At 66.6% G+C, this 14,104-nt stretch carries 17 protein-coding genes and 1 tRNA gene; 10 read left to right on the top strand and 8 right to left on the bottom strand.

Annotated features, from left to right (window positions below; translation table 11 throughout):
* Positions 1–117 precede the first annotated feature (117 nt).
* The 3 genes from grxC to ABNK63_RS10910 all read left to right on the top strand — a co-directional run bounded on the left by grxC (position 118) and on the right by ABNK63_RS10910 (position 1,977).
* Positions 118–381: a glutaredoxin 3 gene (gene grxC, locus ABNK63_RS10920; protein ID WP_007806173.1), complete on the top strand. Its 264-nt coding sequence runs from the start codon at positions 118–120 to the stop codon at positions 379–381.
* A complete protein-coding gene (locus tag ABNK63_RS10915; RefSeq protein WP_350015625.1) occupies positions 378–755 on the top strand; it encodes a carboxymuconolactone decarboxylase family protein in 378 nt (125 codons plus the stop codon). The genes grxC and ABNK63_RS10915 overlap by 4 nt, the downstream gene beginning before the upstream one ends.
* A 208-nt stretch (positions 756–963) precedes the next feature.
* Positions 964–1,977 carry an isocitrate dehydrogenase gene (locus ABNK63_RS10910; protein WP_350015624.1) on the top strand — a complete coding sequence of 338 codons (1,014 nt, stop codon included), beginning with the start codon at positions 964–966 and terminating at the stop codon, positions 1,975–1,977.
* Between the two features lie 61 nt (positions 1,978–2,038).
* Here the strand turns inward: ABNK63_RS10910 and ABNK63_RS10905 are convergent, their stop codons facing one another.
* The 6 genes from ABNK63_RS10905 to ABNK63_RS10880 all read right to left on the bottom strand — a co-directional run bounded on the left by ABNK63_RS10905 (position 2,039) and on the right by ABNK63_RS10880 (position 7,356).
* Entirely contained in the window at positions 2,039–2,497 is a 459-nt protein-coding gene (locus tag ABNK63_RS10905; protein ID WP_007806168.1) for a carboxymuconolactone decarboxylase family protein, read from the bottom strand.
* 45 nt (positions 2,498–2,542) lie between these two features.
* Positions 2,543–3,457 carry an RNA polymerase sigma factor SigJ gene (gene sigJ, locus ABNK63_RS10900; protein WP_350015623.1) on the bottom strand — a complete coding sequence of 305 codons (915 nt, stop codon included), beginning with the start codon at positions 3,455–3,457 and terminating at the stop codon, positions 2,543–2,545.
* A 59-nt stretch (positions 3,458–3,516) separates the two neighbouring features.
* The gene (locus ABNK63_RS10895; RefSeq protein WP_350015622.1) at positions 3,517–4,470 is read right to left on the bottom strand and encodes an aspartyl/asparaginyl beta-hydroxylase domain-containing protein; all 954 of its coding nucleotides are present in this window, start codon (positions 4,468–4,470) and stop codon (positions 3,517–3,519) included.
* 170 nt (positions 4,471–4,640) lie between these two features.
* Positions 4,641–6,023, bottom strand: coding sequence for a PhoH family protein (locus ABNK63_RS10890; protein WP_007806163.1), 1,383 nt, complete (start codon positions 6,021–6,023; stop codon positions 4,641–4,643).
* A gap of 54 nt (positions 6,024–6,077) precedes the next feature.
* Complete coding sequence (locus tag ABNK63_RS10885) at positions 6,078–6,539, bottom strand: peroxiredoxin (protein ID WP_007806161.1); 462 nt, start codon at positions 6,537–6,539, stop codon at positions 6,078–6,080.
* 253 nt (positions 6,540–6,792) lie between these two features.
* Positions 6,793–7,356 carry a glycine cleavage system protein R gene (locus tag ABNK63_RS10880; protein ID WP_007806159.1) on the bottom strand — a complete coding sequence of 188 codons (564 nt, stop codon included), beginning with the start codon at positions 7,354–7,356 and terminating at the stop codon, positions 6,793–6,795.
* 126 nt (positions 7,357–7,482) lie between these two features.
* Here ABNK63_RS10880 and dapA point away from each other — a divergent pair, with 126 nt between their 5' ends.
* Together dapA and ABNK63_RS10870 are read left to right on the top strand one after the other, a co-directional pair.
* Positions 7,483–8,379 (top strand): 4-hydroxy-tetrahydrodipicolinate synthase, encoded by an 897-nt coding sequence (gene dapA, locus ABNK63_RS10875; RefSeq protein ID WP_350015621.1) that lies wholly within the window; start codon positions 7,483–7,485, stop codon positions 8,377–8,379.
* A gap of 35 nt (positions 8,380–8,414) precedes the next feature.
* On the top strand, positions 8,415–9,005 hold the full coding sequence (locus ABNK63_RS10870) for a hypothetical protein (protein ID WP_007806155.1): 591 nt from the start codon (positions 8,415–8,417) through the stop codon (positions 9,003–9,005).
* A gap of 72 nt (positions 9,006–9,077) precedes the next feature.
* Here the strand turns inward: ABNK63_RS10870 and fdxA are convergent, their stop codons facing one another.
* Entirely contained in the window at positions 9,078–9,401 is a 324-nt protein-coding gene (gene fdxA / locus ABNK63_RS10865; protein ID WP_007806153.1) for a ferredoxin FdxA, read from the bottom strand.
* Positions 9,402–9,605: 204 nt separating this feature from the next.
* Positions 9,606–9,681: transfer RNA gene (locus tag ABNK63_RS10860), tRNA-Glu, on the bottom strand.
* A gap of 194 nt (positions 9,682–9,875) precedes the next feature.
* Here ABNK63_RS10860 and pcnB point away from each other — a divergent pair.
* The 5 genes from pcnB to panD all read left to right on the top strand — a co-directional run bounded on the left by pcnB (position 9,876) and on the right by panD (position 13,988).
* Complete coding sequence (gene pcnB, locus ABNK63_RS10855; protein WP_350015620.1) at positions 9,876–11,234, top strand: polynucleotide adenylyltransferase PcnB; 1,359 nt, start codon at positions 9,876–9,878, stop codon at positions 11,232–11,234.
* Positions 11,231–11,710: a 2-amino-4-hydroxy-6-hydroxymethyldihydropteridine diphosphokinase gene (folK, locus tag ABNK63_RS10850; protein ID WP_007806149.1), complete on the top strand. Its 480-nt coding sequence runs from the start codon at positions 11,231–11,233 to the stop codon at positions 11,708–11,710. Before pcnB ends, folK begins: the two co-directional genes overlap by 4 nt.
* Before the next feature lie 55 nt (positions 11,711–11,765).
* Positions 11,766–12,596 carry a 3-methyl-2-oxobutanoate hydroxymethyltransferase gene (gene panB / locus ABNK63_RS10845; RefSeq protein ID WP_350015619.1) on the top strand — a complete coding sequence of 277 codons (831 nt, stop codon included), beginning with the start codon at positions 11,766–11,768 and terminating at the stop codon, positions 12,594–12,596.
* A 49-nt stretch (positions 12,597–12,645) separates the two neighbouring features.
* A complete protein-coding gene (gene panC / locus ABNK63_RS10840) occupies positions 12,646–13,491 on the top strand; it encodes a pantoate--beta-alanine ligase (protein ID WP_007806144.1) in 846 nt (281 codons plus the stop codon).
* A gap of 104 nt (positions 13,492–13,595) precedes the next feature.
* Positions 13,596–13,988 (top strand): aspartate 1-decarboxylase, encoded by a 393-nt coding sequence (gene panD, locus ABNK63_RS10835; protein WP_007806142.1) that lies wholly within the window; start codon positions 13,596–13,598, stop codon positions 13,986–13,988.
* Positions 13,989–14,104 lie beyond the last annotated feature (116 nt).

Here is a 14,104-nt window from a genome sequence, read left to right as displayed (position 1 = left end):
GACAATAGCATTGTGACCGTGCCCGGCTGCGTCGGTTCACCGCAGCCGTCCGGCTTGAGCCGGGCGCGCGCGGCCTCATTTACGGTGAAGTTCCCCCTTTGTTTGTGGAGTGTCGTGATGTCCAAGATCGAGGTCTACTCGACCGCCGTGTGTCCGTACTGCGTGTCGGCCAAGAACCTGCTGAAGTCCAAGGGGCTGGAGTGGACCGAGGTGCGCGTGGACGCCGATCCCGCGCAGCGCGATGCGATGCTGGCGCGCAGCGGCGGACGCCGCACGGTGCCGCAGATTTTCGTCAACGACCAGCACGTGGGCGGCTACGACGACCTGGTGGCGGCCGACCGCAGCGGCAAGCTGGCGCAATTGCTGGAGCAGGGCGCATGAGCGACAAGCTTGCCGAATTCACGGCGTTCCGCCAGCGCATGAACGAGCGCATCCTGGCCGAGGACAATCAGGTGGTGCGGCGCTTCTTCGCGCTGGACACGCAGACCTACAAGCCCGGCGCGCTGGACGTGAAGACCAAGGAGATGCTGGGTCTGGTCGCCTCGATGGTGTTGCGCTGCGACGACTGCATCAGTTACCACGTGGCCCAGTGCAAGGAGGCCGGCGTGCAGCGCGACGAATTCTTCGAGGTGTTCAGCGTTGGCCTGGTCGTCGGTGGTTCGATCGTGATCCCGCATCTGCGACGGGCAGTGGACTTCCTGGACAAGCTGGAAGGCGGCGAGTCCGCCACGGCGGAATGCGCCGACCACGGCTGACCCCGCGTGGATGCCCTTCCGGCGGCGCAACTGTCCCGGGCGGGGCACGGGCCGGCCTCCTGCGAGTTTCTGCAATGCTCCGTGCGAGGATTTGCAACGGTTTTCCCGGGCCATCGGCTGTCCGGGAGCCGCTGCATGAGCGATAATGGGCGGTCTTGACCTGCGCCGTTCCATGCGCGCACGCAATCGTCCCCCAAGGAGTATCCCCATGAACAAAACCATCGCCGTGATCCCGGGCGACGGCATCGGCCCGGAGATCATGACCGCCACGCTGCGCGTGCTCGACGCGCTGGACTGCGGCCTGAACTACGATTTCGTCGACGCCGGCATGGTCGCACTGGACAAGCATGGCGATCTGCTGCCCAAGGCCACGCTGGACAGGATCGCCGAGCACAAGGTCGCGCTGAAAGGCCCGCTGACCACGCCGATCGGTGGCGGCTTCACCTCGGTCAACGTGACCCTGCGCCGTCTTTTCGACCTGTACGCGAACGTGCGCCCGGCGGTGAGCTTCCCCGGCACCAAGTCGCGCTACGAGAACATCGACATCATCACGGTGCGTGAAAACACCGAAGGTGCCTACCGCTCCGAGGGCCAGACCCTGTCCGAAGACGGCGAGATCGCCGAGTCGGTGGCGCGCAACACCCGCAAGGGCAGCAGCCGCATCGTGCGCTACGCGTTCGAGCTGGCGGTGAAGAAGGGCCGCAAGAAGGTCACCGCCGTGCACAAGGCGAACATCCTGAAGACCAGCTCGGGCCTGTTCCTCAACGTGGCGCGCGAGATCGCCAGGGAATACCCGCAGATCGAGTTCAACGAGATGATCGTGGACAACACCTGCATGCAGCTGGTGATGAAGCCCGAGCAGTTCGACGTGATCGTCACCACCAACCTGTTCGGCGACATCCTGTCCGACCTGTGCGCCGGCCTGGTCGGCGGCCTGGGCCTGGCGCCGGGCGACAACATCGGCGAGCACGCGGCGATCTTCGAGGCCGTGCACGGCTCGGCGCCGGATATCGCCGGCAAGGGCATCGCCAACCCGTGCGCGCTGCTGCTGGCCGCCGCCGACATGCTCGACTACCTGGACATGGTGGCCAAGGGCGACCGTCTGCGCCAGGCGATCCGCGACACCATGACCAGCGACCGCGACAGCGTGACGCCGGACATCGGCGGCAAGGGCAGCACCGACAGCTTCGCCGATGCGATCGTGAAGCGCATCAAGGGCTGATCGTCAGCGTCATCGACACGCAAGGCCGCGGCATTGCCGCGGCCTTGTCGTTTTCGGAGCGTCAGTGCGCGGCAGGCTTGTAGTGACCGCCTTCGGTGCGCACGGCGATGTTGAGGCGGTTCCAGGTATTGATCAGGCCGACCAGCAGGGTCAGGTCGATCACGGCCGCGTCGTCGAAGTGCTGGTGCAGTCGCTCGTACAGTGCATCGGACACCGACTCGTGCGAGGGTAGTTCGGTGAGTTCTTCGGCGAAGGCCAGCGCGGCCTGTTCGGCCTCGCTGTACAGCCTGGTCTCGCGCCAGGCGGAAAGCAGGTACAGGCGCTGCTCGGTTTCGCCGGCGGCGCGGGCGTCCTTGCTGTGCATGTCCAGGCAGAACGCGCAGCCGTTGATCTGCGAGCAGCGCATCAGGATCAGGTCGGCCAGCTTTGCATCCAGGTGGCCGCGTGCGCGGATCTCCTCGCCGAGCTTGACCAGCGGCTGCATGGCGGCGTAGTGGCGCTGGATCGAAATGCGGGTCATGGGGCAACTCCTTCGGTAGTGGGAATGACGGCCGGGTCGGGCCGTTCAATGCAAGGACGTGCCGGCCAGCTGATTCGTTACCGTCGCCGCCAGGCGCGCCAGCTTGCCCGGATGGCGCAGCGCGTGGATGGCGCGGATGTGCTCGCCGTCGCCCTCGATCCAGATCGCGGTGGTCAACGTGTCGCCGGCCCAGGCCAGCAGGGCCGGTGCCCCGTTCAGCGTCAGCAGGGTGTAGCGCAGGGGCTGCAGGCGCGTGTTGTGGGCGATCTGCAGGTACAGCCGCGCCAGCCGTTCGGCGCCGTGCAGCGGATGGAGGGTGGCGGCAACCACGCCGCCGCCGTCGCTGATGTGGATGGCGTCCTCGGCGAAAAGGGCTTGCAACGAGGCCAGCGTGGGCTGTTCCATCGCCGCGACGAATCGCTGCAACAGGCGCTGCTGGGCGTGCGCATCCACGCTGTAGCGCGGGCGATCCTCGCGCAGCCGCGTCCTGGCGCGGTGTACGCGCTGGCGGCAGGCGTTCTCGGCAATGCCGAGAATCGCGGCGGCCTCGGCGTGGCTGTAGTCGAACACTTCGTTGAGCAGGAAGGCAGCACGCTCGTCCGGCCCCAGTCGTTCCAGCAGGGTGAGGAAGGACAGGGTGAGGCTCTGGTCGCGTTCCAGTGTTGCCTCGGGCGTGTCGCTGCCGGCGTCCTCCGTCTCGATCAGCGGCTCGGGCAGCCATGGGCCCGGGTAGTGTGCGCGCTCGGTCTTGACGCGACGCAGGCGGTCCAGCGCGATGCGCGTGGTTACGGTGACCAGCCAGGCCTCCGGGTCGTCCAGCGCGGCAGTGTCCTGCGCGTGCCAGCGCAGCCAGGCGTCGTGCAGCACGTCTTCGGCGTCGGCAGGCGTGCCGAGCATGCGGTAGGCCAGCCCGAACAGGCGGGGGCGGTGTTGCTGGAACAGGGCGGTTTGCGGGTCCATGGCGTTCTCGGTTGAGGCATCCTGATCAGGGACGCGCGCCGCTCACGCGATGTGACTGCTCAGCGGAACAGCGGCCACGGCGCCAGGAAGATCAGCCACATCAGCAGCACGATGCCGGCGTACTTGAAGGCCTTGTACAGCGTCCGGTGACGACGCTTGAACTCCACCTTCCAGCGGTGCGTGGCGCCCTTGCGCTGGCTGAGCGCGTACAGGCGGTTCACGAAACCGGTCTTCTCGGTGCCGGCGTCGCTGTTCGGCGAGGCGGTGATCCTGCCCATGAACGCGCCGACGCGATGGTTGATCGCGCTCATCCAGCGCGTGCGCAGCGGACGCTCCACGTCGGCGAACAGGATCACCCGGGTCTGGTCGGTCTTGTTCTCGACCCAGTGCACGAAGGTCTCGTCGAACACCACGTCCTTGCCGTCGCCCCAGGCGTGCTCCTCGCCGTCGACGAAGATGCGGCAGTCGCGCGAGTTCGGCGTGATCAGGCCCAGGTGGTAGCGCAGCGAGCCGGCGAACGGGTCGCGATGCGGGTTGAGCTTGCTGTTCGGCGCCAGCGTGGCGAACATCGCCGCCTTGATGCCGGGAATCGCGTTGAGCAACTCGACCGTCTTCGGGCACAGCGCCTCGGCCGAGGCCAGCGGCTCGCCGTACCACTTCAGGTAGAAGCGTTTCCAGCCCTGCTTGAAGAAACTGTTGAAGCTGGCGTCGTCGTTCTTCGCGGCCGCGCGGATGTGGCCTTCGTCGAACAGCTGCAGCGCTTCGTCGCGGATGGCCTGCCAGTTCGCCTGCAGCAGGTCCAGTTGCGGAAAGCCGCGACGATCGAGGATCGGTTTCGCCGGCACGGCGGAAAACGCGTACATCAGCAGGTTGTACGGGGCGAAGATCGCCGAGTGGTCGACCAGCTGGCGATCGAAACGCAGCCGCACGCGACCGCGCAGGTGCACCAGCAGCACGCACAGCGCGAAGAACACGAATACGGCAAGCAGGATGAGGCGGGGGGTGAGGATCATGGCAACGCGAGCAGCCGTGGCAGGGATTCCGGGGCCTGCCATTCTACGCGTTTGCCGCGCCCCGGCTCGGTGCCCGCCGAATCCCCCGCGCGACATTCAGCCGCGCGGGGGAGTTTCCAGTCATCGACGACGCGCCGGCTTCGGCTTTCCCGAATCCCGGATCCGGGTACTTAAAGCGACTCCGCCGCGAAGTCCGCCAGCCGCGACCGCTCGCCGCGGCGCAGGGTGATGTGGGCGGAGTGCTCCCAGTTCTTGAAGCGGTCGACCGCGTAGGTGAGGCCGGACGTGGTCTCGGTGAGGTAAGGCGTGTCGATCTGTTCCACGTTGCCCAGGCAGACGATCTTGGTGCCCGGGCCGGCGCGGGTGATCAGGGTCTTCATCTGCTTCGGGGTGAGGTTCTGTGCCTCGTCGATGATCAGGTAGCGCGACAGGAAGGTGCGCCCGCGCATGAAGTTCAGCGAGCGGATCTTGATGCGCGAGGCGAGCAGATCGTTGGTGGCCTGACGGCCCCAGCTGCCGCCGTCCTCGGGATTGGCCAGCACTTCGAGGTTGTCGGTGAGCGCCCCCATCCACGGCGTCATCTTTTCCTCTTCGGTGCCGGGCAGGAAGCCGATGTCCTCGCCCACCGAGACGGTGGCGCGGGTCATGATGATCTCGCGATAGCGCTGCTGGTCCATCACCTGGGCCAGGCCGGCGGCCAGCGCCAGCAGGGTCTTGCCGGTGCCGGCGTTGCCGAGCAGGGTGACGAAGTCGATGTCCGGGTCCATCAGCGCGTTGAGCGCGAAGTTCTGCTCGCGGTTGCGCGCGCCGATGCCCCATACATGGTGGTTCGCATGCGAATGGTCATCCAGCAGCAGCAAGGTGGCGCTGGTCTCGTCCAGGTGCAGCACGCGCAGCTCGACCGCGCTTTCGCCGGGCAGGTACAGGCACTGGTTCGGATGCCAGTCGTCCTGCTCGCGCCGGTTCACTTCGTAATAGGTACGGCCGCGCTCGGTCCACGAGCGCACTTCCGGGTGCAGGTCCCAGAAATCCTCGGGCAGCTCGGCCGAGCCGGTGTAGAGCAGCGAGAAGTCGTCCAGCGCGCGGTCGTTCTCGTAATCCTCGGCGACGATGCCGTTGATGCTGGCCTTGATCCGGAGGTTGATGTCCTTGGTCACCAGGATGACGTCGCGACCGGGATTCTGGTCGCGCAACTCGATCACCGCGGCGAGGATCTGGTTGTCCGCCTTGGTGTGGCCATTGCTGCTGGTGCGATGCTGGAAATACAGCCGGCCCACCGAGCCGCCGCGCTTGAGCTTGATGCCCTGCGGATTGCTGAGCTCCAGGCCTTCGCCCAGATCGTGCTGCTTGCCCAGTTCGACCAGTTCATTGAGGAAGCGGCTGACCTGGCGGCCGTTGCGCGAGACTTCCGAGGCACCCTTCTTCTTTTCGTCCAGTTCCTCCAGCACGGTCATCGGGATGAAGACGTCGTGTTCCTCGAAGCGGAACAGCGAAGTCGGGTCATGCAGCAGGACGTTGGTGTCGAGAGCGTAGATGCGCTTGCTTCCGGTCATGCGGAAGTGTCCTCACTGGTGGGTGGAAGGAGGGGCCGGCGGGTACGTCGAGGGTCAGGCCGCGGGGATGGCGTCGAGCACGGCCTGCGCATGGCCGGAAACTTTCACGCCTCGCCATTCCGCGGCCAGCCTGCCCTCCGGATCGATCAGGAACGTGCTGCGCACGATGCCCATGAAGCGTTTGCCGTACAGTACCTTTTCGTGGATCACGTCGAAGGCGCGACACCAGGTTTCATCGGCATCGGAAACCAGCGGAAACGGCAGTTCCTGCTTGCTGGCGAAGTTCGCGTGCGATTTCTGCGAATCACGCGAGACACCGATGATCTGGGCATGGCGCTTGCGGAAGGCCGGGTAGAGGTCGCGAAAGTCCTTCGCCTCGGTGGTGCATCCTGGCGTCGAGTCCTTCGGATAGAAATACACCACCAGCCATTGTCCCTTGAGGCTGGCCAGCTTCAGTTCGCTGCCGTCGCCGGTGAGGCCTTTCAGTGGGGGCAGTTTCTTGCCGATATCGGGCATGAGTGATCCTGCGCGGCGAGGCGATGCCGCGACGTATGGGGAAAGGAAGGGATGGAGAAGTCTGCGGAGGTCGACCTTGCGACGGCGGCAGGGCGAGCTGTTGCGCCGGAAACGGTCGGGGTGATTCGACAAGCTGGCTGCAATGCAACGGTCCTCAGGCAACTCACGGCCACAGACTAGCGCGGGTGGCTTGGCGCAGGACAGTCCTTGTCAGGACGCCGCGATCGCGCGATGCTCGGCGGATGTGACCTGCTCAGAATTTGACCGGGTCCATGATTGCGTCGAGATTCATGCCGTCGCAGAGTTCCAGGAAGTCGTCGCGCAAGGCGGCGATGTGGATTTCCGCCGGAATGCCGATGGTGAACTGGGCCTGGAACATTTCCGCGCCGGTCTGCATCGCGTGGTAGCGGGTGGAGTTGAGCTGCTCCACGCTGATGCCGTGCTGGCTGAAGAAGTCCACGATGCGGGCCACGATGCCCGGGCGGTCGGCGGCCACCACTTCCACCAGATAGGGCAGCAGGTGCGAGCTGTTCTCGCGCGGGCCGGTACGGTAGTGCACCAGTCGCATGCTCTCGTCGCGGGTCAGCTTGCCCAGGGCCGTTTCCAGCTTGGCCAGCGCATCCCAGGCGCCGCTGGCCAGCAGCATCAGCGAGGTTTCCGTGCCGATGGTGGCGACTCGCGATTCGGACAGGTTGCAGCCGGCGTCGGCGATCCGCCGGGCCAGCGCCAGCAGCGGTGACCGGGTCGAGGTGGTAAGCGCGTGGATCAGCAACTGGTTGTCGTTGCCCGAGCGTGCGGAGCCGGAAGTGGATTTCAAGGAGGCCTGCCTGCGTAACGTCGAGCGCGTGATGCGGAACGGTGAGACTACTCCCATCGAGCTTACTTGCCCGCCTCGCGAAGCGGCAAGTAACATGCAGGGCTTGCCTTGCAGTGGAATCGGGTCTTGAACATTCGCGGAAGCATCTGCGCGCTGGCCACGCCGTTCGCGGCCGACGGGGCGCTCGATCTGGCGGCCTTCGGTCGACTGATCGAGCATCAGATCGCCGGCGGCACGCAGGCGCTGGTGGTGGCCGGTTCCACCGGCGAAGCCCACATGCTCGAACACGACGAGTTCGAGCGGCTGCTGGCGCATGCCGTCGATCGGGTGAACGGGCGGGTTCCGGTGATTGCCGGCACCGGCGAGGCGGGCACCGCAAAGACGGTGGCGCTGACCCGGCGGGCCCATGCGCTGGGCGCCGATGCCGCCCTGGTGGTGGCGCCGTTCTACGTGCGGCCCACCCAGGAGGGCATGCGCCGCCATTTTCTGGAGGTAGCCGAACACGGCGAGCTGCCGGTGCTGCTCTACAACGTGCCGGCCCGTACCGGTTGCGATGTCCTGCCGGAGACGGTCGCCGCGTTGCGCGATCATCCGGCGATCGTGGGCATCAAGGAGGCCCGCGGTGACCCGCAGCGGATTTCGGCGCTGGCGGAACTTGTGCGTCCGGATTTCGTCTATCTGTCCGGCGACGACGGCACGGCCGGGCAGGCGATGCTGGCCGGCGCCGCCGGCACCATCTCGGTGGTGGCCAACCTGGTTCCGCAGGCGTTTCGTGACTTGTGCGACGCGGCCACCGGCGGGGATCGGGTGGCCACCGCGCGCTGTCACGCCGCGCTGGAACCCCTGATCGAGGCGCTCAACTGCGCGCCGAACCCGATCGCGGTCAAGGCCGGTTTGCCCCTGCTGGGGCTGGGACTGGCCCTGCCGAGGTTGCCGCTGGTGGAACTGAACGACGGCCCGGATCGCGCCCGATTGCACCAAGCGCTGTCCAGTCTGGCATCCTTGGCGACTGCGGCCGGTTGAACGGTTGCCTGACTTACCTTACGGAATCCGATTACATGAAGAAAACTTCGCTCCTCGTGGCCTTGCCGGCCGTGGCCCTCAGTGGCCTGCTGCTCACCGGCTGCGGCGCATTCCGTTCGCACAAGGCCTGGGAGACTGCGCTGCAGGAAGCCCCGCTGGAGGTCCCGCCCACGCTTGACCGCCCCTCGACCACCGAGGCGCTGGTGATTCCGCCGCCGGGTGGCAACCAGCCGACCGCCAATGGCGCCACGGCCAGGGTCGGTTCGTCGAATGGCCAGATCAGCGACGGCTTCGTGGTCGCCGATGGCGCCGACAACGTCTATCGCCGTGTCGGCCAGGCGCTGGAAGGCGGCAACCTCGGCGAGGTGATCGCGCATGACGATGCGGCGCACAGCTACACGCTGAACGTGTCCGACGCCGTCGCCCAGCAGAAAAAGAAGGGCTTCTTCGGTCGCATGTTCGGTCGCGACAAGAGCAGCGCGGTGCAGGCGCCGGGCGCCGGCTCGCACCAGGTGCAGGTCAGCATCAACACCAGCGGCGCCAGCGGCAGCGAAGTGCGTGCCACCGGGAATCCGGCCGCGGTGGGCAAGGTCGTGGATACGCTGAAGTCGCGTCTGGGCGGCTGAGTCTTCCGTCCGGCCATTGAAAACGCCGCCCTCGGGCGGCGTTTTCGCATCGGGCGTCGGCGCGCTCCGATATCAGCGCTGCAGCAGTTCCAGCTTGCCGGGCCTGCCTTCCCAGTCCTTCGCGTCAGCCGGGGCATCCTTGCGCTCGGTGATCACCGGCCAGCCCTTGGCCAGTTCCGCGTTCAGCGCCACCAGCGCTTCCTGGCCGGCGGGAACGTCGTCTTCCGGATAGATCGCGTTGATCGGGCACTCGGGCTCGCACAGGGTGCAGTCAATGCACTCGTCCGGATCGATCACCAGGAAATTGGGGCCTTCGTGGAACGCGTCGACCGGGCAGACCTCGACGCAATCGGTGTACTTGCACTTGATGCAGTTGTCGATGACAACAAAGGTCATGGAGTCAACTCGGCTGTAGTAAGTAAGGGGCTGGCGAAAGGCTCTTGTGAGGGCCGACGAGGCGCTCTCGTAGAGTAATGGTACGGCTCTTGTGAAGAGTGCGGCCATGGATGGCCGCCTTTGATCCAGCCGACAGCAAGCAACCCATGCTATCCGGGATCGTCCGGACAGGAGCGATCATGGACGATCGCACAAGCCACGCAATGGTGCTCCCTACGAGACTCGAACTCGTGTTCCCGCCTTGAGAGGGCAGTGTCCTAGGCCACTAGACGAAGGGAGCGTTATGCAGCGAGGCGCGCTAGTATAGCGGAATTGTTTCGCCCGGCAATGCTTGCCGTGCATCTGCCTGCGTTGCCCGAAACGGGCCTGCTGCCGGTGCACGTGTCCGGCGCCACGCGGAGCGGCCCGCGTTGCTCTGTGCCGCGATATATTGCAACCGACGGGCAGCTTCGCCCCGCCAAGGATTCCCACCGCTTGAATCTACAATCAAGGACTGACGCCACGCCGACGCTGCGGATCATTCCGCGCGACCAGCACATCATTTCGCGCAAGAACATCAGCAAGGCCGCCTTGCGCGTGCTGTACCGGTTGAACGAGGCCGGACACACGGCCTATCTGGTCGGCGGTGCGGTGCGCGACCTGCTGCTGGGGCTGCAGCCGAAGGACTTCGACGTGGCCACCGATGCCACGCCGGACGAAGTGAAGCGGCTGTTCCGCAACTGCCGCCTGATCGGCCGCCGCTTCCGCCTGGCCCACGTGGTGTTCGGCCCGGAAATCATCGAGGTCGCCACGTTCCGCGGTACCGGCGAGGAGGGCGGCGAGGGCGACCGCCACATCGTCGATGGCCGCATCGTGCGCGACAACATCTGGGGCACCATCGAGGAAGACGCGATCCGCCGCGACTTCCGCGTCAACGCGATGTATTACGACATCAGCGATTTCTCCGTGCGCGACTATGTCGGCGGCATGCAGGATCTCGAGGACCGGATGCTGCGCCTGATCGGCGACCCGGACGTCCGCTACCACGAGGACCCGGTGCGCATGCTGCGCGCGGCCCGGTTGGCGGCGAAGCTGGACATGCAGATCGACGCCGCCGCGATGGCGCCGTTCGAGACGCTGGGGCCGCTGCTGGCCGACGCCGCGCCCGCGCGCCTGTTCGACGAATCACTGAAGATGTTCCTGTCCGGCAACGGCCTGAAGAGCTTCCGCATGCTGGAACATTGCGGCCTGCTCAAGTTCCTGTTTCCGGCCACCGCGCGAGCGCTCCGGCGCGGCGACGATGCGCTGCGCTCGCTGGTCGAGAACGGGCTGGCCAATACCGATGCCCGCATCCACGAGGGCAAGTCGGTAACTCCTGCCTTCCTGTTCGCGGTGCTGTTGTGGGGCGAAGTGCGCGACGTGGCCCACCAGTTGATCGGGCGTGGCGTCGAGAGCAACGAGGCCTGGGCGCAGGCCGCCGCCCGGGTGGTGGGCGAGCAGTGCCAGCGGGTGGCGATCCCGCGCCGGTTCACCTTCACCATGGAAGAGATCTGGTCGCTGCAGCCGCGCTTCGAGCAGATCCAGCGCAAGCGCGTATTCCGCCTGATGGCCCATCCGCGTTTCCGCGCCGCCTTCGATTTCCTGCTGCTGCGTGCCGACGAGTCACCGGCGATGCGTGAGCTGGGCCAGTGGTGGGCCCATGCGCAGCAGCTGCCGCAGGATGTGCTGGCTTCGGCCCTGCCGGCCGGTGGCGGGGCGGGCGCCAATGATTACGTCCCTGCACCGGTCGCGGCCAGGCCGCCGCGTCCACGCCGCCGTCGCCGCAAGCCGGGCAACAAATCAGGCTCCGCATGAGCCTGGCCTACGTGGCGCTGGGCAGCAATCTCGGCGATCCCCGGCAACAGGTGCTGGACGCGGTGGACGCGCTGGCGCGCTTGCCCGGCACCAGCCTGCGGCAGCGCTCCTCGCTGTATCGCACGCCGCCGTGGGGCGTGCTGGAGCAGCCGCCCTTCATCAACGCGGTGGTGGAGCTGGACACGGAACTCTCGCCCCATGGCTTGCTTGACGCGCTGCTGGCCATCGAGCAGCGCGCCGGTCGCGTGCGAGCCGAGCGCAACGGCCCGCGCACGCTGGATCTGGACCTGCTGCATGTCGACGGCGTGCAGCTCGACGACCCCGTCCTGACCCTGCCGCATCCCCGCATGGGCGAGCGGGTCTTCGTGCTGCTGCCCTTGTGCGACATTGCGCCCGCCCTGCGCCTGGCTGGACAGGCTACCGTGGCTGAGCAACTGGCCCGGCTCGATCCGTCCGGTTGTGAACGCGTGGCTTGAGCCCTCAACGTGGCGCGCCGGATAATCGGCGGCCCAGCATCCATCAGGAATTGCCGTGTACGTGCAGAACGCCAGTGTCCCCGACCGCAAGCCGGTGACCGTGCCAGGCCTGCTTGCGATGAAGGCCGAGGGTCGGCGCATCGTGATGCTCACCGCCTACGACGCCAGCTTCGCCTGGCAGCTGGAATCGGCCGGCATCGACATCGCCCTGGTCGGCGACTCGCTGGGCATGGTGGTGCAGGGCCATCGCAGCACCTTGCCGGTGACGCTCGATCACATGGTCTACCACACCGCCGCGGTGGCTCGCGGGCTGGCCGCCACGATGCTGGTGGCCGACCTGCCGTTCATGGCCGATCGCGACGTGGCGCATGCGCTGGAAGCAGGCGCGCGGCTGGTCGGCGAAGCGGGCGCGGCGATGGTCAAGATCGAAGGCGCCGCGCCGCACATCCTGGAGGCAATCGCGGCGCTGAGCGCACGGGCGATCCCGGTTTGTGCGCACCTGGGACTCACCCCGCAATCCGTGCACAAGTTCGGCGGCTTCCGCATCCAGGGACGCGAACAGGCCGCCGCCGACCGCGTGCTGGCCGAGGCGCTGGCGGTGCAGGCCGCCGGCGCGGACCTGCTGGTGATGGAGGGCGTGCCGGTGGAACTGGGGCGGCGGGTGACCGAGGCGCTTTCGATTCCGGTGATCGGCATCGGCGCCGGCCCGCATTGCGACGGCCAGGTGCTGGTGATCCACGACATGCTCGGCATCACCCCGGGCAAGCGACCGAAATTCAGCAAGGATTTCCTGGCCGGGCGCGATTCTGTCGCCGCGGCCATTGCCGCCTACGCCGGGGACGTGCGCAGCGGCGTCTTCCCGGCGCCCGAACACTGTTTCAACTGACCTCCGTTTTCATTGAGCCCGTTTCAACCGGGCTGCGAGTCGACCGATCATGCAGACCGTACAAGACATCCCCGCGCTGCGGGCCGCGATCCGTGGCTGGCGCACGCAGGGCCAGACGGTGGGTTTCGTGCCGACCATGGGCAACCTGCACGCCGGTCACCAGTCGCTGATCAAGCTGGCGCGTGCGCGGACCGAGCGGGTCGTCGCCAGTGTCTTCGTCAACCCGACCCAGTTCGGTCCCAACGAGGATTTCGACCGTTATCCGCGCACCCTGGTGCAGGATCAGGCCGCGCTGGCCGAGAGCGAGTGCGACCTGCTGTTCGCACCGGAAGTCGCCACGATCTATCCGTTCGGCGCCGCGCACAGCGTCAGCGTGCGCGTGCCGCGGATCACCGACGAGCTGGAGGGCGCCCATCGGCCAGGCCACTTCGACGGCATGGCCACCGTGGTGTGCAAGCTGTTCAACCTGGTGCAGCCGGACGTGGCCGTATTCGGCCAGAAGGACTTCCAGCAACTGAAGGTGGTCGAGCGGATGGTGCGCGACCTGGGCCTGCCGTTGAAGGTGATGGCGGCGCCGATCCTGCGTGCCGAAGATGGGCTGGCGCTCAGCTCGCGCAATCAGTACCTCAGCGCCGAGGAGCGTGCGCGTGCGCCCTTGATCCATGACACTCTGCAGAAAATGCGCGAACTGCTGGCCCAGGGACATCCGTGGCAGGCGATCGAGCAGACCGCCGCGGCGCGCCTGCAACGTGCGGGCTTCGTACCGGACTACGTGGTGATCCGTCGCGCCGAGGACCTGGCCGCACCGGCCGACGGCGAGTCTGGCGGGCTGATTGCACTGGTGGCCGCCCGGCTGGGCAGCACCCGCCTGATCGACAACTTGCTGTTCGACTGAGGTGACCGCATATCCGGGGTCGGGTGGCTGATGTTGCGATGCAGCGTCAGCAGTTCGATAATGTCCGACTTTGCAGGCTGACCCTGCCGGAAACAAAGATTCCCATGCACCTGAACATGCTCAAGGCCAAGATCCACCGTGCCACGGTGACCCACGCCGAACTGCACTACGAAGGCTCGATCGCGATCGACGGTCTGCTGCTGGACGCCTCGGGCATCCGCGAGTACGAGCAGATCCACGCCTGGAACGTCAACAGCGGGCAGCGCTTCGTCACCTATGCGCTGCGCGCCGAGGAAGGCTCCGGGATCATCTCGGTCAACGGCAGCGCCGCGCGCAGTGCCCAGGCTGGCGACATCATCATCATCGCCGCCTTCGTGCAGCTGAGCGAAGCCGAGCTGGAGAACTACCAGCCGACCTGCGTCTATGTCGCCGCCGGCCCGGGCAACCGCATCAGCCACACCAATCGTTCGATCCCGAAACAGATGGCCGACGCCTGAGAAGTTGTGAGTTTCAACTTCTCAGGCCGGTCAGGGCGAGGGCATGGATGCCCGAGTCGAGGCAACGCAGGAGCGGTTGCCCGATGGCCGGACATGAAGCAGTCACGCAAGTGACG

It is taken from the genome of Rhodanobacter sp. IGA1.0, assembly GCF_040208325.1.
In the GTDB taxonomy this organism is placed as follows: domain Bacteria; phylum Pseudomonadota; class Gammaproteobacteria; order Xanthomonadales; family Rhodanobacteraceae; genus Rhodanobacter; species Rhodanobacter spathiphylli.
Note: the sequence above shows the minus strand (reverse complement) of the source record. Positions and strands in the feature narration are given on the sequence as shown.

Coding starts and splice junctions, on each gene's coding strand:
- grxC (WP_007806173.1), top strand. CDS start 118: ATGTCCAAGATCGAGGTCTACTCGACCGCCGTGTGTCCGTACTGCGTG.
- ABNK63_RS10915 (WP_350015625.1), top strand. CDS start 378: ATGAGCGACAAGCTTGCCGAATTCACGGCGTTCCGCCAGCGCATGAAC.
- ABNK63_RS10910 (WP_350015624.1), top strand. CDS start 964: ATGAACAAAACCATCGCCGTGATCCCGGGCGACGGCATCGGCCCGGAG.
- ABNK63_RS10905 (WP_007806168.1), bottom strand. CDS start 2,497: ATGACCCGCATTTCGATCCAGCGCCACTACGCCGCCATGCAGCCGCTG.
- sigJ (WP_350015623.1), bottom strand. CDS start 3,457: ATGGACCCGCAAACCGCCCTGTTCCAGCAACACCGCCCCCGCCTGTTC.
- ABNK63_RS10895 (WP_350015622.1), bottom strand. CDS start 4,470: ATGATCCTCACCCCCCGCCTCATCCTGCTTGCCGTATTCGTGTTCTTC.
- ABNK63_RS10890 (WP_007806163.1), bottom strand. CDS start 6,023: ATGACCGGAAGCAAGCGCATCTACGCTCTCGACACCAACGTCCTGCTG.
- ABNK63_RS10885 (WP_007806161.1), bottom strand. CDS start 6,539: ATGCCCGATATCGGCAAGAAACTGCCCCCACTGAAAGGCCTCACCGGC.
- ABNK63_RS10870 (WP_007806155.1), top strand. CDS start 8,415: ATGAAGAAAACTTCGCTCCTCGTGGCCTTGCCGGCCGTGGCCCTCAGT.
- fdxA (WP_007806153.1), bottom strand. CDS start 9,401: ATGACCTTTGTTGTCATCGACAACTGCATCAAGTGCAAGTACACCGAT.
- folK (WP_007806149.1), top strand. CDS start 11,231: ATGAGCCTGGCCTACGTGGCGCTGGGCAGCAATCTCGGCGATCCCCGG.
- panC (WP_007806144.1), top strand. CDS start 12,646: ATGCAGACCGTACAAGACATCCCCGCGCTGCGGGCCGCGATCCGTGGC.
- panD (WP_007806142.1), top strand. CDS start 13,596: ATGCACCTGAACATGCTCAAGGCCAAGATCCACCGTGCCACGGTGACC.